20 protein-coding genes are annotated in these 22,147 nt (G+C 64.4%); 13 read left to right on the top strand and 7 right to left on the bottom strand.

Going from position 1 to position 22,147, the window contains the following annotated elements:
* Positions 1 to 2: 2 nt before the first annotated feature.
* Positions 3 to 995, bottom strand: a complete 993-nt coding sequence (locus KIO74_RS10385; protein WP_213331922.1) for an ABC transporter substrate-binding protein — start codon at positions 993 to 995, stop codon at positions 3 to 5.
* 386 nt (positions 996 to 1,381) lie between these two features.
* On the opposite strand from KIO74_RS10385, the gene KIO74_RS10390 reads away from it, so the two are divergent.
* From KIO74_RS10390 to KIO74_RS10410, 5 genes are all read left to right on the top strand, one after another.
* Entirely contained in the window at positions 1,382 to 2,719 is a 1,338-nt protein-coding gene (locus tag KIO74_RS10390) for an NAD(P)H-dependent oxidoreductase (protein ID WP_249730937.1), read from the top strand.
* A gap of 59 nt (positions 2,720 to 2,778) precedes the next feature.
* Positions 2,779 to 3,396, top strand: a complete 618-nt coding sequence (locus tag KIO74_RS10395) for a sigma-70 family RNA polymerase sigma factor (RefSeq protein WP_213331924.1) — start codon at positions 2,779 to 2,781, stop codon at positions 3,394 to 3,396.
* Positions 3,380 to 4,141: an anti-sigma factor family protein gene (locus KIO74_RS10400; RefSeq protein ID WP_213331925.1), complete on the top strand. Its 762-nt coding sequence runs from the start codon at positions 3,380 to 3,382 to the stop codon at positions 4,139 to 4,141. Before KIO74_RS10395 ends, KIO74_RS10400 begins: the two co-directional genes overlap by 17 nt.
* 23 nt (positions 4,142 to 4,164) lie before the next feature.
* A complete protein-coding gene (locus tag KIO74_RS10405; protein WP_213331926.1) occupies positions 4,165 to 4,881 on the top strand; it encodes a Bax inhibitor-1/YccA family protein in 717 nt (238 codons plus the stop codon).
* 240 nt (positions 4,882 to 5,121) lie between these two features.
* Positions 5,122 to 5,727: an exopolysaccharide biosynthesis protein gene (locus KIO74_RS10410; protein ID WP_291979477.1), complete on the top strand. Its 606-nt coding sequence runs from the start codon at positions 5,122 to 5,124 to the stop codon at positions 5,725 to 5,727.
* 159 nt (positions 5,728 to 5,886) lie between these two features.
* On the opposite strand, the gene KIO74_RS10415 is transcribed toward KIO74_RS10410, so the two are convergent.
* Together KIO74_RS10415 and KIO74_RS10420 are read right to left on the bottom strand one after the other, a co-directional pair.
* Positions 5,887 to 6,549: a TerC family protein gene (locus KIO74_RS10415; RefSeq protein WP_213331928.1), complete on the bottom strand. Its 663-nt coding sequence runs from the start codon at positions 6,547 to 6,549 to the stop codon at positions 5,887 to 5,889.
* Positions 6,550 to 6,853: 304 nt separating this feature from the next.
* The gene (locus KIO74_RS10420; RefSeq protein ID WP_249730938.1) at positions 6,854 to 8,119 is read right to left on the bottom strand and encodes an alpha/beta hydrolase; all 1,266 of its coding nucleotides are present in this window, start codon (positions 8,117 to 8,119) and stop codon (positions 6,854 to 6,856) included.
* Between the two features lie 288 nt (positions 8,120 to 8,407).
* On the opposite strand from KIO74_RS10420, the gene KIO74_RS10425 reads away from it, so the two are divergent.
* Entirely contained in the window at positions 8,408 to 9,463 is a 1,056-nt protein-coding gene (locus KIO74_RS10425) for an alanine racemase (protein ID WP_213331930.1), read from the top strand.
* A gap of 248 nt (positions 9,464 to 9,711) precedes the next feature.
* On the opposite strand, the gene KIO74_RS10430 is transcribed toward KIO74_RS10425, so the two are convergent.
* Complete coding sequence (locus KIO74_RS10430) at positions 9,712 to 10,581, bottom strand: NAD(P)-dependent oxidoreductase (protein ID WP_213331931.1); 870 nt, start codon at positions 10,579 to 10,581, stop codon at positions 9,712 to 9,714.
* 126 nt (positions 10,582 to 10,707) lie between these two features.
* Positions 10,708 to 11,940, bottom strand: a complete 1,233-nt coding sequence (zigA, locus tag KIO74_RS10435) for a zinc metallochaperone GTPase ZigA (RefSeq protein WP_249730939.1) — start codon at positions 11,938 to 11,940, stop codon at positions 10,708 to 10,710.
* Between the two features lie 270 nt (positions 11,941 to 12,210).
* Between zigA and KIO74_RS10440 the strand changes: the two genes are divergently transcribed.
* Entirely contained in the window at positions 12,211 to 13,551 is a 1,341-nt protein-coding gene (locus KIO74_RS10440) for a hypothetical protein (RefSeq protein ID WP_291979478.1), read from the top strand.
* Between the two features lie 74 nt (positions 13,552 to 13,625).
* Here the strand turns inward: KIO74_RS10440 and KIO74_RS10445 are convergent, their stop codons facing one another.
* Positions 13,626 to 14,183 (bottom strand): hypothetical protein, encoded by a 558-nt coding sequence (locus KIO74_RS10445; RefSeq protein WP_213331932.1) that lies wholly within the window; start codon positions 14,181 to 14,183, stop codon positions 13,626 to 13,628.
* Between the two features lie 69 nt (positions 14,184 to 14,252).
* A complete protein-coding gene (locus tag KIO74_RS10450; RefSeq protein WP_213331933.1) occupies positions 14,253 to 15,050 on the bottom strand; it encodes an enoyl-CoA hydratase/isomerase family protein in 798 nt (265 codons plus the stop codon).
* Positions 15,051 to 15,343: 293 nt separating this feature from the next.
* On the opposite strand from KIO74_RS10450, the gene nagA reads away from it, so the two are divergent.
* From nagA to KIO74_RS10480, 6 genes are all read left to right on the top strand, one after another.
* Positions 15,344 to 16,546 (top strand): N-acetylglucosamine-6-phosphate deacetylase, encoded by a 1,203-nt coding sequence (gene nagA, locus KIO74_RS10455; protein WP_213331934.1) that lies wholly within the window; start codon positions 15,344 to 15,346, stop codon positions 16,544 to 16,546.
* A gap of 125 nt (positions 16,547 to 16,671) precedes the next feature.
* The gene (locus KIO74_RS10460) at positions 16,672 to 17,367 is read left to right on the top strand and encodes an AIM24 family protein (RefSeq protein ID WP_213331935.1); all 696 of its coding nucleotides are present in this window, start codon (positions 16,672 to 16,674) and stop codon (positions 17,365 to 17,367) included.
* Positions 17,367 to 18,443: a hypothetical protein gene (locus KIO74_RS10465; protein WP_213331936.1), complete on the top strand. Its 1,077-nt coding sequence runs from the start codon at positions 17,367 to 17,369 to the stop codon at positions 18,441 to 18,443. The genes KIO74_RS10460 and KIO74_RS10465 overlap by 1 nt, the downstream gene beginning before the upstream one ends.
* A gap of 631 nt (positions 18,444 to 19,074) precedes the next feature.
* A complete protein-coding gene (locus tag KIO74_RS10470; RefSeq protein WP_213331937.1) occupies positions 19,075 to 19,578 on the top strand; it encodes a tripartite tricarboxylate transporter TctB family protein in 504 nt (167 codons plus the stop codon).
* An 11-nt stretch (positions 19,579 to 19,589) separates the two neighbouring features.
* A complete protein-coding gene (locus KIO74_RS10475) occupies positions 19,590 to 21,089 on the top strand; it encodes a tripartite tricarboxylate transporter permease (protein ID WP_213331938.1) in 1,500 nt (499 codons plus the stop codon).
* 50 nt (positions 21,090 to 21,139) lie between these two features.
* Positions 21,140 to 22,138: a tripartite tricarboxylate transporter substrate binding protein BugD gene (locus KIO74_RS10480; RefSeq protein WP_213331939.1), complete on the top strand. Its 999-nt coding sequence runs from the start codon at positions 21,140 to 21,142 to the stop codon at positions 22,136 to 22,138.
* The last annotated feature ends 9 nt before the right edge of the window (positions 22,139 to 22,147 follow it).

Here is a 22,147-nt window from a genome sequence, read left to right on the forward strand (position 1 = left end):
GGTCAGCCGCCGAACATGTCGGCGAAGCGCTTCTTATCGGCTTCGGTCGTGGAGAGCACGGCCTGAATGTCGATCGGCATCAGCTTGATCTCGGTGCCCTCCGGCAGCCATGACGGATTTGGGATGCCTTCCTTGGCCGGGATGTAGCCCTGCGACACCGCGAGTTTCTGGCCATCGTCGGACAGGATGAAATCGATGAAGGCCTTGGCCGCCTCGGGGTTCTTGGTGGCCTTGAGGATGGCGACCGGCTCGGTGACGGCCGGGGCGCCCTCCTTCGGGAAGACGAACTCCACCGGCGAGCCCTTGGCCTTGGCATTGAGAGCCATGAAGTCGACAAGCACGCCATAGGCCTTTTCGCCGCCGGCGACGGACTTGAGCACGGCGCCGTTGCCACGGACAGTGACGGCGTCGTTCGTCTTCAAGCCATCGAAGAACTTCCAGCCCAGGTCGGGACGCGCGGCGAAAGCCGACAGCATGATCGCGGCGGCGCCCGAATAGAGCGGGCTCGGCGCGACGATCTGGCCCTTCAGCGCCGGATCGGCGAGATCGGTCCAGGAGGTCGGCTTCTTGGCGGCAGCCGTGTTGTAGGCGATGCCGGTCGTGATCAGCTTGGAGCCGAAATAGGTCTTGTCCTTGTCGAAAGAGCCCGCGCGAAGGCCATCGACCTTGGCCGCGTCATATTTCATGAGGCGATCGTCGCGCTTCAGGGCCTCCATGGAGACAGCATCAGCGATCAGCAGGACATCGGCGCCCGGTTGGCCACCGGCAAACTCGGCAGCGAGCTTGGACATCACCTCGACGGTGCCGGAGCGAAAAATGTCGACCTCGACATTCGGGTAGGCCTTCTTGAAGGCTTCAACCGTCTTGGCCGCGTCGGCATCCGGCTGCGACGTATAGAGCGTGATCTTGCCCGACTGGGCCGAGGCGGTTCCAAGGCCCAACGCCAGGGAGCAGACAGCGACGGCCGCGAACAGGGCCGGAAATCTCAGCGACATGGATATCTCCCGTCATGATCGTGCCGCCTTATACGGCGTTTCGCATTACAGTTTGGCGACAGTCATCAGCTTGTCATTCAAGCCAAGGTGAGAATGGGGATTGGCGCTGAAACAGCCCGGTGATCGTCAACACCTAGCGGGTTTATACGGCGGTCTCCAGACCAATCGGCGCGAGACGCTCATTTGCGCCGGCTGAACATGCAGCTTGCACGACACCGGCTTTGCGTTGCCCTGCCCGTCGTGCCATGGCTGTGCTAAGCACGCAGGCCAACAGGGCCCGTCGGTCCGCGGCTGCGGATCACGGCATGCACGGACAAGGTGCGGACGCATACAAGGTGTAGACGGCATACAAGGCTAGACGCATGGGAAGCGCCATGGGGAGTGTCATGATCACGGGCAGAGCGGGAAAGCAGGGCGGCAGCAACGCGGACCTCACGACGGATCTGGCGAGACGCCAGGCCGAGGGACGGCCTGTACGCGTTGGCCTGATCGGCGCCGGCGAAATGGGCACAGACATCGTAACCCAGGTCTCATTGATGCCCGGCATCGAGATCGCCGTACTCGCCGAGACGCGGACCGACCATGCCTGGCAGGCGCTCGACGTCGCGGGCCTTTCGCGCGACACGGCGCGGGCCGCCGACGGCAAGGGCGCCGTCGAGGATGCCATCCGCGCCGGCCGCATGGCCATCACCGGGGACGGCACGCTCGCCTGTACCGCCGACCAGGTGGACGTGATCATCGACGCGACCGGCAACCCCGGCGTCGGGGCCGAGCTCGCGATGACCGCCATGCGCCACGGCAAGCATGTGGTGATGATGAATGTAGAGGCCGACGTCACCGTCGGCGCTTCCCTGCGGCGCGCGGCCGAAGAGGCGGGCGTCCTCTATTCGCTGGGCGCCGGCGATGAGCCATCGGCCGCCATGGAACTCATCCGCTTCGCGCAGAGCCTCGGCTATCCGATCATCGCGGCGGGCAAGGGCAAGAACAACCCGCTCAAATTCGATGCGAAGCCCGCCGAATATGTCGAGGAGGCCACCCGCCGCAACATGAACCCACGCATGCTCGTGGAGTTCGTCGACGGCTCCAAGACGATGATCGAGATGGCGGCCATCGCCAACGCCACCGGCCTTGTGCCGGACAGGCCCGGCATGCATGGACCGGCCGCGACCGTGCCGGATCTCGCCAGGACGCTCATCCCCATCGAGGATGGTGGCGTCCTGTCGCGCACGGGCGTCGTCGATTACTCCGTTGGCAAGGGTGTCGCCCCCGGTGTGTTCGTGGTGGTGAAGGCTCCGCACCCGCGCATCCACGAGCGCATGCGCGACCTCAAGATGGGGGATGGGCCCTATTTCACCTTCATGCGCCCCTATCATCTCACGAGCCTCGAGGTGCCACTGACGGCCGCCTCGCTCGTGCTGCATCATCAGCCCCATATGGTGCCGCTGGAGCGGCCGGTGGCGGAAGTCGGCGCGCTCGCCAAGGAGGACCTCGCCCCGGGCGTCACACTCGGCAAGATCGGCGAGGATCACTATCGCGGCTGGATCACCACCGTCGGCGCCGCGCGCGAAGACCGTCTCCTGCCGGTCGGGCTCGCCGAACGCGCTGTCGTGACGCGAGCGATCAAGGCCGGTGAATACCTGACCTATGACAATTGCCGGCCGGACGAGACCATGGAGATCGTCAAGCTGCGTCGCCGTCAGGATGATCTGCTCGGCACAGGTTGAGGCCATTCCCTCGCCTCCCCGCAAAAAAAATCTCCGCCCCACGGGATTAGAAGGCGGGGATGCTTCGTATATGGGGCATGACGCGCGATACCAACCGCATGAACGTCCTCAGCCTGTTGCCGGCGCTCCGGCGCTATGCCCGCGCGCTCACGCGGGACGCGGCGAGCGCCGAGGACCTCGTGCATGACACGCTGGTCAAGGCTTACGAAAAGAAGGGCAGCTTCCGCCCGGGCCGTAACCTGCGCACGTGGCTTTTCTCCATCCTGCATAACCATTTCGTCGACGGATTGCGCAAGACCCGCGCCGACACCTTGCGCATCGCCGGCGCCGCCGAGACGGCCGAAACCGTCGTTCCACCCGTTCAGGAGCATTCCGTGCGCCTGGCGCAGGTGCGGCAGGCCTTCATGGCCTTGCCAGATGAACAGCGCATGGCGCTCCACCTCGTCGCCATCGAGGGTATGAGCTACCAGGAGGCCGCGATGACGCTCGGCATCCCCGTGGGCACGCTGATGTCGCGCCTCGGCCGGGCAAGGGCCACCCTGCGCGGTTTCGAGGAGGGCGAGCAGTCAGCGGACAAGGCCATCCCCTCCGAAGGCAAGAGCCGCGGCGCCCCGGCAACGCCGGGACGCACTGATCATCTGCGCGTAGTGGGAGGAACAGATGATTCGACCCATTGACCCGGTCACGACCTATGACCTCAACGCCTATGTGGACGGCCAGCTCGATATGCACCGCCGCATCGAGGTGGAGGATCATCTGGCGCGGCATCCCGAGACCGCCGCGCGGGTGATGGCCGACATGCGCACCCGCGACGAACTCCGTCTCGCCTTCGCGGAGCATTCCTCCCTGGCTCGGCCCCAGACCACGGAGACAGCACGACGACTGGAGCGAGGCCTCGCAAGGGCCCGGGCACTAAGCCGCCTGCGTCGCTTCGCGACCGCGGCCGTCATCGCCGCCGCAGGCTGGATTGCCCACGCCGAGGTCACCGGCTCGTCGAGCACGGCCGCCCCCATACCGGCGGCCTTCGTGGATGACGCGGTCAAGGCCCACCGGATCGAGGCCGCCCGGATGGCCATGGCGGCCGCTCCACCGACCGCGACCTATGATCCTGCCGCGATCCGCGCCTCGACGGCGCTCGCCATGCCGATCCTGCCGGCCGGCTGGCGCGTCCTCGATATCCAGATCCTTCCCGCCGCTGCCGGCTCCAGCGTCGAGATCGTCTTCGACGCCGAGGATCTCGGGCGTGTCTCGCTTTTCGCGGCACGCGCGGACAGCTTCGCCGTCGTCGCGCCGGCGACGGCCCAGCGCAACACCGAAACGGTCGCCTATTGGCAGATGGGTGACATGGCCTATGCGCTGACCGGCCCCGCTGACCGCGAACTCGTCGCGGCGGCGCGGACGCTGGCCAACGCCCTTTATTGATCGGTTACCAGGAGACAACCGGAATGAACCCCAATCCCGCATGGCAGACCGGCGCAACCCGCGCCGGTGGTGCGATTTTCGACGAGGGCCTTCGGCAGCACATGCTGCGGGTCTACAATTACATGTGCATCGGCCTGGTCCTGACGGGCATCGTGGCCTATGTGGTTGGCACGACGCCGGCCCTCTACGTGCCGATCTTCTCGAGCCCGCTGAAGTGGGTGGTGATGCTGGCGCCGCTGGCCTTCGTGTTCTTCTTCTCCTTCCGCATCGAGAAGATGTCGGCGGCCTCGGCGCAAATGGCCTTCTGGGCCTTCTGCGCGGTCATGGGCCTCTCGCTCGCCTCCGTGTTCCTGGTATTCACCGGCACGAGCATTGCCCGCACCTTCTTCATCACCGCCGCCATGTTCGGCGCGACGAGCCTCTATGGCTACACGACGAAGCGGGATCTCTCGCAGTTCGGTTCGTTCATGATCATGGGCCTGATCGGCGTGATCATCGCGAGCCTTGTGAACATCTTCCTGGCCTCGAGCGCCCTGCAGTTCGCCATCTCGGTGATCGGCGTGATCGTCTTCGTCGGCCTGACCGCTTGGGACACGCAGTCGATCAAAGAGCGTTACGCCGAGCACTTCAGCGATGAATCCCGGCAGAAGATGGCCGTTTTCGGCGCCTTCTCGCTCTACCTGAACTTCGTGAACCTGTTTCAGCTTCTGCTGCAGTTCACCGGCCAGCGCGAAGAATAAGCGACGCATGCCATGCGATGCCTCGGGATCGTCAAGATCCCGGGCTATCGTCCATATCGCTTATCCAAATAGCGTCCTTCGGGATTTTGGGAGGCACCGCACGTTCGGTGCCTTTTTTGTGGGCGCGCCGCTGGCCGCGCCGGAGCACCCTTTTTGATGCATGACCTACGCCAGGTACCCCGTGACGAGCCCCGCCACCTGGACAGGCTGGTCCCCGTGCCCTTGGCCACGGACGCGTCCGTGGACGACGAACCGGTCCGCCTGTCGACCATTCTTCAGGAGATTGCCCAGGATACGTCGCGGGATCGCATTTCGCTGCGCGACCTTCTCACCATCGGGCGGGATCGGGCCTTCGGCGCACTGCTCTTCATCTTCGCCGTGCCCAATGTCATGCCGGCGCCCCCGGGCTTGTCCGCGATCCTCGGTCTCCCGCTTTTGTTCCTCTCCGCGCAGCTGATGGTCGGCTATTCACACCCCTGGCTGCCGAAGATCATCGCGGAAAGGTCAATGCGGCGGCAGGACTTCGCGGTGCTGATGAACAAGCTCGCACCCTGGATCGCGCGCTCCGAGCGCCTGTTGAAGCCGCGCCTCAGTTTTTTCGCGATCACTGAACGGTTCATCGGCCTCATCGCGCTCTGCCTCGCCATCATCCTGTTTCTGCCTATTCCGCTCGGAAACATGCTGCCGGCGCTGGCGATCTGCTTCTTCGCGCTGGGCATTCTGGAGCGTGACGGCATAGCCGTGCTGCTCGGCTATGCGACGACCGTCGTGTCTGTCGTGGTGGTATCGGGCGTGATCTATGCGCTCGTCATGAGCGCGATCTTCATCATAAGGAACGCCTTCTGATCGGGCGCCCCTCCCGTTGCGGCCAGGCGACCAGCGGCTCGCCGGGCATCGATGCCGTCCTATGGCCTCCAAAAGAAAACGGCGACCCGGTTATCCCGGATCGCCGTAGTCGATCTCAGCGATAGCCTTCGGGGCAACTCACGCCGCCCGAGAACTTCATCAGGTTGCCGCGCCGTTGACCAGCGGCCAGACCTCGAGGGCGCCGCGATAGATCATCTCAAGCGCGACATAGAGGATGACGGCAAGGCCGACATAAGCGATCCAGCGGAAGCGCTGCAGGAGATTGGCGATGAAGCTCGCGGCCAGGCCCATGAGGGCGATCGACAGCGCCAGGCCAAAGACCAGCACGCCCGGATGCTCGCGCGCGGCACCCGCCACGGCCAGCACATTGTCGAGCGACATGGAGACGTCAGCGATGACGATCTGCCACGCGGCCTGAGCGAATGTCTTGCGCGGCGCGCCGCCAGCGACGGTGCCGTCGGCGTTGAGATCCGCGTCGGCGAGTGCCTCGGCGGCCGCTTCCTCCTCAACATGGGGCGTGCGAAGTTCGCGCCACATCTTCCAGCACACCCACAGAAGCAGGATGCCGCCCGCCAGCAGGAGGCCGACGACCTGCAGGAGCTGAGTTGTCAAACCCGCGAATATGATGCGCAGGACGGTTGCGGCGATGATGCCTATAAGGATCGCCTTGGCACGCTGATCTTTAGGAAGGCCGGCGGCGGCCAGGCCGATCACAATGGCATTGTCACCAGCAAGTACCAGGTCGATCATGATGACCTGGAGCAGTGCGGTTAGAGCTTCGCCCGTAAAGAACTCACTCATCAATGGTTGTCCTCTTTCGCCTTGCTGGAAAGAGTAGCCAAGGATGAGGACGGCATCGCCACCGCCTGCGATCCTCGAAGCCGGGCGGACAGGGAAAACCCTAAGCCCTCACTGCTTGATACGTCGCATGAGCTGATGACGAATGTCTCAGGCCACTCCGTTCCGATGTCCAGTCCGACATCACAGTCCGTTCACGAACTGCCAGAGGGGCCCGGCCTGGTGGCGCAGCTTTAACGCACCGCGCGACGACTCTCAAGGGCCGGTCGCGCTCACAACGGGCGTCTGACGGCGATCGAAGCCCGAACTACCGGTTTTGGTGCAAGGCGTCAGCGGGCGCCTTGGTGAGAAGTTCGCCTGTCGATTTCGTCGTGTCGGAGATATTGTCACCGAGCGATTGCATGTGATTGCCGTAGTTTTCCCGGGTGTTGGCGTCGAGGATGGCAACGGGGGCGGATATCACCAGTCCCGCAGCCGTGCCCACCGTCGCCGCTGCGCCCGCCGTCATGCCGATGATGTGGTCACCCAGCCCCGCGCGGGAATCGGTGATCGTCTGTCCGGATGCAAGCCGCTGGCCGATGAGTTGCACAACCTCGGGGCTTTCGGCGAATTTTCCGTGGTTGAGACTATCCGATCCCTGCAGCTTCGTCAGGTCGAGCACCGTGAACTTGTAATCGGCGAATTCCTGCTTGTAGGGATCAGCCTCGGGATTGACGGCTCCGAGGCGATTGACGCTGCCCCACACGCGCCGCGACACGGCGAGAGCCTTGTCGTCCTGCGAGACGAACAGGGTAAAATTGGGCCGAGGTTTGCCCATGTCCACCATCTGGCTGCGGAACACATCGACATCGATATCCGGCGCGGCCAGCATCACGTTGCGGATCTTCGACGGAATATGACCGTTGCGGATGGCCATCTGCCGCAACGCTTCAAGCGTGACCCAGTTGCCCATCGAATGCGCGAGGACAGAAATTTCCCCCACGGCCGGATCGCGCGCGAGCCACTGCAGCAGATTTTCCAGCGCGTTGCGCGAATAGTTGCTGCTCTCGCGGTCATAGCCATAGGCGAGGATGCTGCCACGCGACGGCCAGGTGAACAGGACCGGCGTCACGTCCATATTGGAATCATGGATGATCTGCGCGAAGCGATATACCGCGTCTTCAAAGCGGTTGTTGAAGCCGTGAATGAAGACGAGAACACGCCGCTTGGGCGTCTTCTTCACCGAGCGGCTGAACCAGGCGATGGCTTCTTTCTGCGTCAGCTGCTCGGCCTGCAGCGTCACGAAATCCGTGGCGGGATTGCCGGGCAGACGACGGGGCCATTGCACCTCGCCGACCTTGCGGGCGCTCTCAGGCGGAATAGACACGGTGATTTCGGCGAAGGAGGCCATCGTGCCACGTTCACCGGTGAACATCGTGCCGGGGTCATTCGCCGCCTGGCGGGTCGTGGCGACGATCATCGATACTTTGGAAGCGCCCGGCACCGTTTCAGCCACAGGCGCGAGCACACCTCTCGGGGTGCCACAGCCAGCGAGGGCGACAGCGAGGCCGACCACGACACACAGGCCACGCAATGTGGTGATCGCGCCCCGCCGCGCATGTATCGGGGCAGGATGTCTGCCAGCCTCTGCGCAAACGGAACCGGTTCGATTACGTGTTGACACAATGCTGGCTGGCCACATGGCGGGTCGCACTCCACTCGTCGTCGAACAACTCGCAGGTTGGGCTGCCGAGATCAAGCCGCAAAGCGGAGTGGTCTGCGTATCTTCGGAGATGTAGCATACATGCTGCAGGGGTAGAGCGCACGACGCGAGAAGAAGCACCAGCTCACTTAGCACCACCCCGCCCCGGGAGATGGCCTCATGAATTTTCAACCGCATGCCGACGATACACCCATGCCCGTCGTCGATCTCGCCATCGTCGAGGCCAATCTGAAGCGCATGCAGGCCTATTGCGATCAGCACGGGCTGAAGCTGAGGCCGCACATCAAGACGCACAAGATGCCGGGGCTCGCCAAATGGCAGATGGAACTCGGCGCGGTCGGCATCACCTGCCAAAAACTCGGCGAGGCCGAGATCATGATCGACGCCGGCATAACCGACATCCTGATTTCCTATCCGCTGATCGGCCCGGTCAAGGCCGCGCGCCTCGCGGCGCTCGCCCGCAAGGCGAAGCTCGCCGTCGTCGCGGACAGCACGCTCGCCATTGACACCGCGGCCGAGGCGGCTGACGCGCCGATCAGCGTGTTCATCGAATTCGAGAGCGGCGGCCGGCGCGCCGGCGTGGGCTCCCCCTCCGAGGCGCTTGAACTCGCGAAACGGATCGCAAGTGCCCCAGGCCTCATCTTCGGAGGTCTGATGACCTATCCGCTCGGCCCGGAGGCGGCCGCGTTCATCGCAGCGGCGCAATCCCTGTTCGCAGCCGAGGGGCTCGCCATACCAACCATTTCGGCGGGCGGCACGCCGCGGGCTTTCCATGCCCATGAGGTCCCCGGCGTCACGGAACTCCGGGTTGGCACGTATATCTACAACGACCGCAACACCGTCGGCCAAGGTGCGGCGACCTTGGATGACTGCGCTCTCCATATCGAGGCGACCGTAGTCAGCCGGCCGACGGCCGATCGCGCCATCATCGATGCCGGCTCGAAGACGCTTTCAAGCGATCTGACGCCCGGCGGGGCGGCACGCGGCTACGGGTTGATGCGCGACTATCCCGAGGCCGTCATTGCCAAGCTCAACGAAGAGCACGGCATTGTCGATCTCTCGGCCTGTGCCCGACGCCCCGAGATTGGTGAGACGGTGCGCATCATCCCGAACCACGTCTGCGTGGTGGTGAACCTGCACGACGAGATCCTGATGACACGGCCGGGCGCGCCTGACGTCCTGATGCCGGTGGACGCGCGGGGCCGGTCACGCTGACCCCCCGACCGTTCGCGTATGGACGTGCTCATCCCGGACGGCTGAAAAGCCCGAGCCCTCACCCTGTCCCTCTCCCGGATGGGAGAGGGAACGCTCGCGGTTGACCTCGCGTTCGGGTGAACAGGGCTGAGACGACAGGCCTGAAACCCGGTGTCATCCTCGGCGGCGCGCAGCGCCGGGAAAAGGATCCATGAACACCGACGATCCTTTAGTGTTCGTGGCCGGTTAACGCCTCGTTTCCTCGCTCGTCACTTCCCCTTCGTCAGACGGGTGATCAGGCTCGACGTATCCCAACGGCTGCCGCCATTCTTCTGGACCTCGCCATAGAACTGGTCGACGAGCGCCGTGGCGGGCAGCGTCGCGCCATTGCGCCGCGCCTCGGACAGGCAGATCGACAGGTCCTTGCGCATCCAGTCCACGGCGAAGCCGAAGTCGAACTTCCCCTGGTTCATGGTCTTGCCGCGATTTTCCATCTGCCAGGAACCAGCGGCACCCTTGGAAATCACGTCGAGCACCGCCTCGACGTCGAGACCGGCGCTCTGGGCGAAATGGACGCCCTCGGACAGGGCCTGCACAAGGCCGGCGATGCAGATCTGGTTGACCATCTTGGTCAACTGTCCCGCCCCTGCCGGACCCATGAGCCGTGACGCGCGGGCAAAGCTGAGAATGGCCGGCTCGGCACGCGCATAAACTTCCGCGTCGCCACCGCACATGACGGTGAGCACGCCGTTCTCGGCGCCGGCCTGGCCACCGGACACCGGCGCGTCGATGAAGCCGATCCCCTTTTCCGCAGCCTCGGCCGCTATTTCACGGGCGACATCGGCGGAGGCGGTCGTGTGGTCGACGAGGATTGCGCCGGCTCTCATGGCCGAGAGGGCCCCGTCCGCCCCGAGGATCACGGCGCGCAGGTCGTTGTCATTGCCGACGCAGCTCATGACGATGTCCTGGCCGGCGGCGGCTTCCGCCGGGGTCCTGCCGAGACGGCCGCCATGGACGGCCACCCAGGCCTCCGCCTTGGCGAGGGTGCGATTGTAGACGGTGACCTCATGGCCCTTCGCCGCCAGATGGCGCGCCATGGGCGAACCCATCACGCCGAGCCCCAAGAACGCGATCTTCATGCTGCACTCCCTCGCTGTGGCGACCGGCGGCATCGCGATGCGCGCGGCCATCGTTGCCCCATCACTCGACCATGGAGGCGCATCAGGTCAAGCGATGGTTTCGCGGCAGTGTTCAGGTGACAGTGTTCAGGGGACTTCGGCCTGCCCCCAGAACGGAAAGGGATCGCGCAGCCGCCGATAGACGGCCGGATCGAAGCGGATGGGATTGGCGGGCCCGACGAGGCAATCGTCGAGGGCGGCGCGAATGGCCGCTTCATCCATCCCCGTTCCGATGAAAACGAGCTCCTGGCGGCGATCGCCCCAGACCGGGCTCCAGTGGCGCGCGAGCAGCGTCTGCCAGTCCGGATGATCCGGCCAGTGCGCCTTCGGGATGGCGGCCCACCAGTGGCCCATGCCGGTCACGCGGGCAATCGCGCCCGCCAGCGAGAAATCCCCCACCCATTGCGGACGGGTCGCGAGCCAGAAATGGCCCTTGGCACGGATCAGCCCAGGCCAGGTGCTGTTGATGAAAGCGCTGAACTTGGCGGGATCGAACGGCCGGCGGGCCCGATAGGCAAAGCTCTGGATGCCGTATTCCTCGGTTTCCGGAACATGCTCTGCAAAGCCGTAGAGCTCCTTGTACCAGAGAGGATGTTGCTGGGCCTTGTCCTCGTCGAACAGGCCCGTGTTCAGCACGGCGTCGAGCGGCACCCGGCCGAAGTCCGTCTCGATGATGCGCGCGTCGGCATTCAGGGCCGTCACGACCTTGCGGACGAGCCCCAACTGGTCACGCGAGACCTCGGACTTCTTGTTGATCACGACGATATCGGCGAATTCGATCTGTTCGACGAGAAGATCAACCAGCGTGCGGTCGTCGTCCTCGCCGGCAGTCTCCCCGCGATCGCGCAGGAAGGCGTTGGAGCCGTAGTCCTTCAGCAGATGCGCGGCATCCACCACGGTGACCATGGTGTCGAGCCGCGCCACGTCCGAGAGGCTCTGTCCGTCTTCGTCGCGGAAGGAGAAGGTGCTCGCCACCGGCAGCGGTTCGGCGATCCCTGTCCCTTCGATGAGGAGATAGTCGAAACGGCCCTCCGCGCTCAGCCGGCGCACCTCCGCCAGAAGATCGTCGCGCAGCGTGCAGCAGATGCAGCCGTTGGTCATCTCGACCAGCCTCTCGTCAGTGCGCGAGAGACCGGCGCCGCCGTCTCGAACGAGATCGGCGTCGATATTCACCTCCGACATGTCATTGACGATGACCGCGACCTTCCGTCCTTCGCGATTGTTGAGCACATGGTTCAGAAGCGTGGTCTTGCCCGCGCCGAGGAAGCCGGACAGCACGGTGACGGGCAGACGTTGATCGTTCTCTGCAATCATTTTCATGGGTTCATTCTTGAGGTTCGGTCTTGAGGTTCGGTCTTGGGTTCGATCCAGGCTCGGATCAGGAATCGATGTTGGCCGTAATTGAAATGTTATATCATAACAATTTATAGCGGGGCGCCGCTTGAGGGTCAACGCCCGCGGCTGGCATGGGATCACGTCCCGCCTCAGCCGCATACCAAGGGGATGGGGCTACGCAGCTATTGACTCTAATGTAATGTTATAGTGTTACGTATGCACCCTTACCAAGGCATTCCCTTTCAGGAGACCATTGTGATCCGACCTGATGTTTCCGCGCCGCTGGCGACCACCGCCCTGGCTGTCGCCTTCGCCTGCGCCCTACCGGCGGGCGCCTTCGCGCATGATCATGCCGCCAAGCGGGGACGGCTCGTCTTTGCCGACCATGAAAAGCCGGTCGTCCGTGTGCTCGATCTCGACACCGGCGAGGTCACCCACAGCTTCGATTTGTCGAGGCCTAATCCCGTGTTCGCGACGGCTGAAGACCGGCGCCACGTGGTCATCAAGACAGGTGACGATGCGGGAACCGTTCGCATCCTCGACAATGGCCTCACCTTCGAATCCCATGGCGACCACGAGGACGTCGACAAGGGCGAGGTCAAACTGCTCGATCTGACGTTCAAGGGCGACCGCCCCGCCCATGTGGTCTCCGAGAACGATTGGCTTGCCGTATTCTACGACGGCCTCCGGCCCTGGGAGGCCAAGAGCAATGCCAAGGCCTATCTCGTACCGCTCGACTCTCTCGGCGAGACCAAGCCGGAGGTCGCGGAGTGGCTGGGCCCGGCACCGCAGCACGGCATCGCGATCCCGCTCGGCCAAGAGCAATGGCTCATCTCGGTGACGAAGCCGGCCTATGCCAAGGGCGACAACCAGAAGGTCTCCTCACGCCCGGACGGCTACGAGATCCTCGACCGGACGAAGGGCTGGGCCCGCATCGCCTCGTTCAATGACACGAGCGACCCCGCGAAATCCTGCAAGGAATTCCACGGCCATGCCTCGCTCGCCAACACCCATGTCTTCGGGTGCAACCAGGCAATCGCCGGGGACGAACGCGGAGACGGTGGCGTGCTGGTGATCGGCCAAACGGCGGACGGCAGTTGGGGCGCGCGCAAGATCGCCTATCCCGACGAGCGGCGCTCCAGCACCATCAAGGCAGCGGCCGGCGGACAATATATGGTCGCCAACTACGGCCTGAAATCGCCCTATGACGCTTTCCTGCGCATCGACCCCAAGGCCGCATCGCTCTCCAAGGCCGACATCTTCGCCGTACCCGGCGGGCAGCCGACCTGCCAGTATGAAATCAGTCCCGACGGACGCCGGGTGGTCAATCTGACCCAGGACGGCAAGCTCAGGGTCTATGACATCGCACCGGAGTGGAAGGAGATCGCGACATTCGATGCCGTCGCGGCCTTCGATTGCGCTTTCGGCGCGGCGACACCGGTTCCCAGTCTCGCAATCATCGGCAACAGCGCTTTCGTGAGCGACCCTGAAAACAGTCGCATCCGCGAGTTCCACCTGAACACACTGAAACAGGGCCTCGACATCCCCGTCGATGGCAAGCCCGCCAATCTCGCGGGCGGTGGTGGCGCTGGCTGATCCAGAAATGCCCGCGCAGGGCGAGCGCGGCTCAACCGCCACGCTCGTCCAACTCCCCCTCGCCGCCAGAGCAATCAGTTGATCGTCGGGTAGGGAATAAACGTTGTCTGGCCAGCCTCATTGTCATAGGCAGCGCCATAGAGACGCCCGCCGATCTGCCGTAGCGTCAGCTTGCCGGGGGCGGCTTTCGCGGCGGCGAGAAGCGCATCGATGGAAGGCGCGATCTCCTTGGGCGCGAGCGTCGGCTCCAAGGTGGCGACGATCGCGTGCAGGTAGGGCGCGACCTTTGCGCTGTCGCTCATGCACGCATCGGGCACCGTCAGCGAGAAGGTCAGAAGAACGCCACGGCGCGTGGTGTGCCCCTGTCCCTTCACGCAATCACCGCCGGTGAAAAAGACGAGCGACGACCCGTCGGGCGCCGCCATGTTCTTGTCCACCGCGAAGGCGAGCTTGGCGTTCGCCAGGGCGGGCTGGGCATTCAGCGACTTGAGGAAGGCTTCAGCGTTCAGGTTGAAGCCGTCGTCGGCACGCGCTCCAGAGGCCGGCAGGGTCGCCACCGCGAGCCCCGCCGCGAAGATTGCCACGCGACAGAACCCGGTCCACGGGCCAAGCACACGAAAAGACGACGCCATTACGCAACCTCTGGACGATTCCGAGCGAGCCATGCCGGCCCGACGGCCTGGCAGGAGCACAATACAGATTTAGCGATCCTTGAAAACCGCCGCCCGCTTCTCGACGAACGCGGCGCAGCCTTCCGCCGCATCCTCGCTCGAGGAGACAAGCCCGAAGAGCTCGGCCTCGATCCGCAAACCCTCGTCGAGCGAGACGGAAGCCCCCCGTTCCACGGCGGCGCGCGCGAGGCTCTGGGAGGAGAGGCTGAACCCCGTGAATTCGCCGGCAAAGGCAATCGCCGCGGAAACCACGTCCTCGCTCGCGACACGGTTGACGAGGCCGAACTTGTCGGCTTCCGCGGCATCGATGAACCGCCCGCTCATGATCAGCTCAAGCGCGCGGGCTTCGCCGATGAGGCGCGGCAAGCGTTGCGTGCCGCCGAAGCCGGGAAGGAGCCCGAGCTTGACTTCCGGCAGGCCCATCTTGGCCGATGCCAGCGCCACCCGGAAGGTGCAGGCGAGAGCCAGTTCAAAGCCGCCGCCGAAGGCGAAACCATTGATCGCCGCGATGGAGGGGACATTGAGGCGCCCGAGCCTGGCGAAGGTCGACTGGCCAAGCTCCGCCCGTTCCTTCATGGCGAGGGGCGACTGGGCAATGAATTCCTTGATATCGGCGCCGGCGCAGAAGGCCTTGGGGCCCGCGCCCGTGATGATGAGCGCACGCACGGCGTCATCCTTCGCCACCGTGTCGATCGCTTCGCCGAGCGCGCGGAGGACTTCGGCATTCAGCGCATTGAGAGCTTCAGGCCTGTTCAGCCGCAGAATAGCGCAGGATCCCTGATTGTCGCGTTCGACTACAGCCACACCGGCCTCCGTATTGTCTTGCATCTGGTGCCCACGTCCTATCACGGCCGGCAGGCAACGTCTCGATCTGACGCATCCACCACCTCGACGCGGCAGCTCACGATGGCTCGTGTGCCGAAGCATAGGCACCGGCCGTGAGAATATCATCACATCGCGAGCAATCACGCAGCCCGGCTGATCAATCGCAAAGCAATGGAACAGACATGGCCCGAGCACCATTGCTGTTCATTATGATCGAGCGCGAACACAGGGAGATGTTGACGCATTGACAGGGATCGCGCATCCACAGGTTGTTAACGATCGCGGAGCCATGACCCATGACGGACGTCCCAACGCGTTTTGCACTCTCGGGCGCTGACGTTTTCGACGGCCGAACCCGCCACCGCAAGCATGCGGTGATCGTCGATGAAGGCCGCATCCGCGCGATCGTGCCGGCGCGGGAACTGCCGGGGAATATCGAGGTCGTCCACGCCGATGGCGGCCTCGTCACCGCGGGTTTCATCGATCTGCAGGTCAATGGCGGCGGCGGCGTGCTGTTCAACAGCCAGCCGACCGTCGACGGCATTCGCGCTATCGTGGCCGCGCATGCCCGCATGGGCACGACCGCCCTGCTGCCCACCGTCATCACCGACCATCCCGAAGTCACATACGGCGCCATTACCGCTGTGCGCCAGGCCATCGCGCAGGGGGTCGAGGGGTGTCTCGGCATCCATATCGAGGGGCCCTTCATCGCGTCCGCGAAGAAAGGCGCCCACGACCCGGAGCTGATCCGGGATCTGAATGACGGCGAGTTGCTGCGCCTGACCCATACGGGCCTGCGCCATATCATGGTCACCCTGGCACCCGAGGCCGTGAACAGCCAGCAGATCGCCGCGCTCATCAAGGCGGGCGTGACGGTGTCGATCGGCCATAGCAATGCCACCTACGATCAGGCCATGACGCTGTTCCAGGCCGGCGCGCGCTGCGTCACCCATCTCTTCAACGCCATGAGCCAGTTCGGCAGCCGCGATCCCGGCATCGTCGGCGCCGCGCTCGCCAGCGAGCAGGTGTGGTGCGGGCTCATCGCCGACGGACACCACGTGCATCCCGCCACCATGAACACAGCCATGCAGGCCAAGCGTGGCCTGCCCTTCTTCCTGGTCAGCGACGCCATGCCGACGGCCGGCTCGTCCGAGGACAGCTTCCTCCTGAACGGTCGCGAGGTGAAGCGCGTGGGTGATCGCCTGACGCTGGAGGACGGCACGCTCGCCGGCTCGGATCTCGTCCTCGTCGACGCCGTGCGCTTCATGGCTGACACGGTCGGTGTCGCGCTGGAGGAAGCGTTGCGCATGGCCTCGCTCTATCCGGCGATGGCGCTCGGCTTGACAGCGGACTACGGCCGGCTTGTGCCCGGCCGGCGCGCCGACATGGTGCATCTGACGGAAGACCTGAATGTCGAGGGCGTCTGGGTGGGTGGCCAGCCCGTCGGCGCGGAGCGGCGCGAACCCTCACCCGATGCCGACGTCAGCTCGGCGGCATGAGGCCGGAGGGATTATGAGGTCTCGTGAAATCACGAGCCCTTCGGATTAATGATACAGACGTAATTCTGTTTATCGCGGCGCCGGTTTGTATAACCTGCCATCACCTCCACATGATGGGCCCCGCGATGCAGACAACGATTACCGGCACGACGCTTCCCGTTCTGCAAGTCAACCTCGAGGCTGGCGAGAAGATCATCGCCGCGCCTGACCAGCTCTCCTGGCTCGCGGGCCCGGTCAAGCTCACGACCACCACGGCGACCGCCGGCTCAAGCGGCTTCTGGGGGGCGATGGGACGGGCCTTGACGGGCGGCGGCCTGTTCATGACGGAATTCGAGGCGGAAGGAGGCGCGGGGCTTGTCGCCTTCACCGCCCAGATCCCCGGCAGCCTGCACGAGGTGCAGGTGGGCGGCGGCCGCTCCTATTTCATCCACCACCACGGCTTCCTCTGCGCCACGGCCGGCGTCGAGCTTGGCATCGGCTTCCAGCAATCACTCGGCGCCGGGGTCTTCGGCGGCGACGGCTTCACCCTGCAGAAGCTCTCGGGAACCTGCACGGCCTGGGTCGAGCTGGGTGGCGAGACGGTGATCTACGATCTCAAGGAGGGCGAGGGCCTGCAGGTCCATCCCGGCCATGTCGGCATGTTCGAGGATACCGTCAATTTCCAGCTGACGACCATCCACGGCGTCAAGAACGTGATGTTCGGCGGTGACGGGCTGTTTCTGGCGCAGCTCACCGGGCCGGGCAAGGTCTGGCTGCAAACGCTGACGGCCCCGAAACTAGCGCACGCGCTGGCCCATTACCTGCCCAAGGCCGAACGCTGATGCGTCTGTCACCACTCAGTTTCGCGGCCCTGATCGCGGCGTGTGTGCTGCCCGCGACGGCGATGGCCGAGCCGCGCTACACCGACGAGGGCCGCGGGACGTTCCTGCGGTTTCTCGATGCGCCGGCGGAGGACGAGCCCCTGCGCCGCTCGCCGACGCTGCATCTTTCCTTCGGCGGGCCCGACTATCGGGCCGTGATGGATACGGGTTCGACCGGCATCGTGGTCGCGGCGAGCCTCATTCCCAATATCGACAGCCTGCCGGTGGCCGCACCCGGCGAGCTGACCTACACCAGTTCCGGACGCATCATGCGCGGGGATTGGGTGATGACGCCCGTGAGGATCAGCGGCGTCGGCGGGGATGCCATCACCACCCGCCCCCTGCCCGTTCTCGCCGTGCGCCGGATCGACTGTTTTGAGAACGCGCGCGACTGCCAGCCGACGGATGATCCCCGCCACGTGGTCATGCTCGGCGTCGGCTTTTCGCGCGAAGGCGACCGGCAGAGCCAAAGCACGCCGGACAAGAACCCCTTCCTCAACCTGCCCGAAATGGGCGACGCCAACAAACCCGGCCGCCTTCGGCGCGGTTATGTGGTGACGCGCCTCGGCGTACATGTGGGGCTCACGCGCACCAACACGGAGGGCGAGTTTCGCTTCGTGAAGCTCGCCAGGAAAGATGATGGCAGCGACTGGGCGCCTATTCCGGGATGCATCGGCATCGGCGGCGGCGAGCCCGCCTGCGGCACGGCCCTGATCGATACAGGCGTTTCCAAGATGTACCTGACGGTGCCTCCGGACCGGGAAGCTGGCTTTGTCACCCGGGGCGACCATGGCCGCACGCTCGTGCCGGGGACCGAGGTCACGGTCAGCTTCAGCGCGCGCCCTTCCAATGAAGCGCCCAGCTATCTCTTCACCGCCGGAACGGACAGCGACCCGCTCGCGCCATCGCGAATCATACTGGTCGGTGGGAAGGATCGTCCGACCTTCGTGAACACGAGCGTCCACGCCCTCAACGGCTTCGACTATCTCTATGATGCCGATGAGGGTTATGTCGGCTTCCGGCGGCTGGGGCGGTAGGTGCCGGTCTGATTGGACCGTTTCGCCTTTCGTTGTCATGGCAGGCTTGTCCCGGCCATCCCGACAAGTGAGGCCGGCGCCTTTCCAGTCGGGATCCCCGGCACAAGCCGGGGATGACGCCAGTGGCTATTCGTTTCGCATCGGCAAGCGCCGCAAGGCAAGCCACTCCGCCGCACCCCTGCATAAATCAAGAATAGACCCGCGAATTCAATATCTTATGTAAAATCGCACAATCCCGACCGAGCCACACTTGCTTGAGGTACGGCCCAAGCGGGGGTGAAGGGCGGCGCGATCAGCGCGGCCGCGACGGCAGCAAGAAAAACGAAGCGATAGCAGAGCCACCGGCGCGTAGCCCGCCCTACAGGCCCTCTATTTAAAAGATGACCCGCCGCGCCGCACTTTCAACCGTCAGGCTGCGAAGGACGAAAGGAGCGCGCGGATGCGAGGGATGCAGCCCCACGGCATCAGCCAAAGGTCGAAGTGCATAATTCTCCAATCCGTTTAGATAGGATCAGAAGGAATTGTTATCTCTATCATTACGGTTGAACTTGGCCGGCATAGCCCGATAGTGTGTGCGATATGGGTGTAAAATAGAAACACGACTGGGAAACGGTCAAACCCAGGGGGGAAGATGGCTCATCACGAGGAACGCCCAGCAGCAGGGACAGCGCGTCACCTCATCCGTGGTCCTCAGAATTTTGCAGCTGGCTTAAGCCTGATCGGCATCGCGATCCTCGCATTCTGGGCTTCCAGCGACCTTACCCAGGGATCTCTCAGGGCCATGGGGCCAGGCATGTTGCCGCGCACCATCGCAACCCTTCTTGCGCTTTGCGGCCTCATCCTCGTCGCCATTTCCTTCGTGAAGGACGGAGAAGCGCTGGAGCGCTGGAATCTGCGCGGGCCCTTCTTCGTGTGCCTCGGTCTCCTCGCCTTCGCAGCCACGGTGAGAACCGTCGGCCTCGCCGTCGCCGGACCTCTGCTCGCCATCATCTCCGGCTTTGCCTCAGAGGAAACGCGCATCAAGGAGCTTATCGTCTTCGCGATCGCGATGACGGCCTTCTCGATCGGCCTGTTCAAATACGGGCTCAACCTGCCGATCCCGGTCTTCATCATTCCCGGCGTCATTTATTACTGAGGGCGCCGACCATGGACATCATCGCCAATCTCGCGCTTGGATTCTCGACGGCACTGACGTTCCAGAACATCGGGCTGTGCCTGCTTGGCTGCCTCATCGGCACGCTGGTCGGTGTGCTGCCGGGCGTCGGGCCGATCGCGACCATCACGATGCTGCTGCCGATCACCTTCGGCATCGATCCGGTCGGCGCGCTCATCATGCTGGCGGGCATCTATTACGGCGCCCAATACGGCGGTTCGACGACCGCCATTCTCGTCAACATCCCGGGTGAAGCGACCGCCGTCGTCACCACGCTCGATGGCCATGAAATGGCGAAGCAGGGCCGGGCCGGCACCGCGCTCGGCATTGCCGCCATCGGCTCCTTCTTCGCGGGCACGGTGGCGACGCTGGTGATCGCGGCCGTCGCCGTGCCGCTGACAAAGCTCGCACTCCTCTTCGGCCCCGCGGAATATTTCTCGCTGATGGTGATGGGCCTCGTCTTCGCGGTGGTGCTGGCGCGCGGCTCGGTGCTCAAGGCCATCGCCATGATCCTCGGGGGGCTGCTTCTCTCCACCGTCGGCACGGATCTCGAGACGGGCGAAGAGCGCATGACTTTCGGCTACGGCCCGCTCGCGGACGGTATCGACTTCGCCATTCTGGCCATGGGTATCTTCGGCTTCGCCGAGGTGTTGCGCAATCTGGAAGTGACCGAACATCGCGACGTCGTCCGCAAGGCGATCGGCCGGCTGCTGCCGTCGCTGGCGGAACTCAGGCAGTCGGCGCCGTCGATCCTGCGCGGCACCGTCATCGGCGGCACCCTTGGGATCTTGCCCGGCAACGGCGCGGTGCTCGGGCCCTTCGCCTCGTACTCGCTGGAAAAGAAAATCGCGAAGGAACCACGGCGCTTCGGCCGCGGCGCCATCGAGGGCGTGGCGGGGCCGGAATCCGCGAACAACGCCGGCGCGCAGACGTCGTTCATCCCACTGCTCACCCTCGGCATTCCGCCCAATGCCGTCATGGCGCTGATGGTGGGCGCCATGACTATTCACGGCATCGTGCCCGGCCCGCAGGTGATGACCCGCAACCCGAACATGTTCTGGGGCATGATCGCGTCGATGTGGATCGGCAACCTGATGCTGCTCATCATCAACCTGCCCCTGATCGGCCTGTGGGTAAAACTGCTCAAGGTGCCCTACCGCCTGATGTTTCCGGCGATCCTGATCTTCTCGAGCATCGGCGTCTATTCGATCAACAATTCGCCAGCCGACGTGGTCTTCACCGCTGTCTTCGCCATCATCGGCTACGGCATTCTCAAGCTGGGTTTTGAACCAGCGCCGCTGCTGCTCGGTTATGTCCTTGGCAAGCTGATGGAGGAAAACCTGCGGCGGGCGCTCATCATTTCCCGCGGCGACCTGATGACCTTCGTGGAGCGCCCGGTCAGCGCGGTCCTTCTTCTGATCGCGGTGGGGCTGCTCGTCGTGGCGGTTCTACCGTCCATCCGTAAAAGCCGGGACGAGGTCTTCACCGAGTAGCTCGCCGGATATCTGTTTGAATGAATTGCATGAATTGGGAGGATCATTCAATGAACAAGACCATTTCGAGGCGCCTTGTGACGGGCCTCGCGGCCGCCGCAACCGTTGCCGCAGGCCTTGGCCTGTCACTGGTAAGCGCCGCCGCGGCTTATCCCGATCGGCCCATCACCATGATCGTTCCCTTCGCGGCGGGAGGCCCGACGGATGTGATCGCGCGTATTGTTGCCGAGAACATGTCGAAGACGCTGGGCCAGCAGATCATCGTGGAAAACGTGGCCGGCGCCGGTGGCACCACGGGCAGCACGCGCGCCGCCCAGGCCGCGCCTGACGGCTATACCCTGGTCATGGGCCATATGGGCACCCACGGCGCCGCGCCCGCGCTCTATCCCAACCTGAAGTATGATCCGGCCAAGGATTTCGCACCCGTTGGCCTCGCGGCGGGAACGCCGATCCTCATCGTCGCGAAGAAGGACTTCCCCGCCAAGGACCTCAAGGAGTTCGTGGCCTATGTGAAGGCCAATGCCGACAAGGTCAATCAGGCCCACGCCGGCGTTGGCTCGGTGTCGCACAGCACCTGCACGCTGCTCGACGCGCAGCTCGGCATCAAGCCGACGCTGGTGCCTTACGGCGGCACGGGCCCGGCGCTGAACGACCTCGTCTCCGGTCAGGTCGATTTCATGTGCGACCAGATCGTGAACCTGGTGCCGCAGATCCAGGCCGGCACGATCAAGGCCTATGCCGTGGCCACGCCCGACCGCTCGCCGTCTCTGCCGGACGTCCCAACCACCAAGGAAGCCGGCCTGCCAGAATATCAGGTGAGCGCCTGGAACGCGATTTTCGCGCCGAAGGGCACGCCTGAGGACGTTATCGCGAAGCTGAACAACGCGCTCGTCGTGGCGCTGGATGACGAAAATACCCGCAAGCGTCTGCTCGACCTCGGCGGCGTCATCGCCGACAAGCCCGGCCGGTCACCGCAAGCGCTCCAGGATCTCGTCGTCAGCGAAGTGGCGCGGTGGACACCCGTGCTGAAGGGTGCCAACGCCAAGTAACGCCCTGCC

The sequence above is a fragment of the Chelatococcus sp. HY11 genome, from assembly GCF_018398335.1.
Taxonomy (GTDB): domain Bacteria; phylum Pseudomonadota; class Alphaproteobacteria; order Rhizobiales; family Beijerinckiaceae; genus Chelatococcus.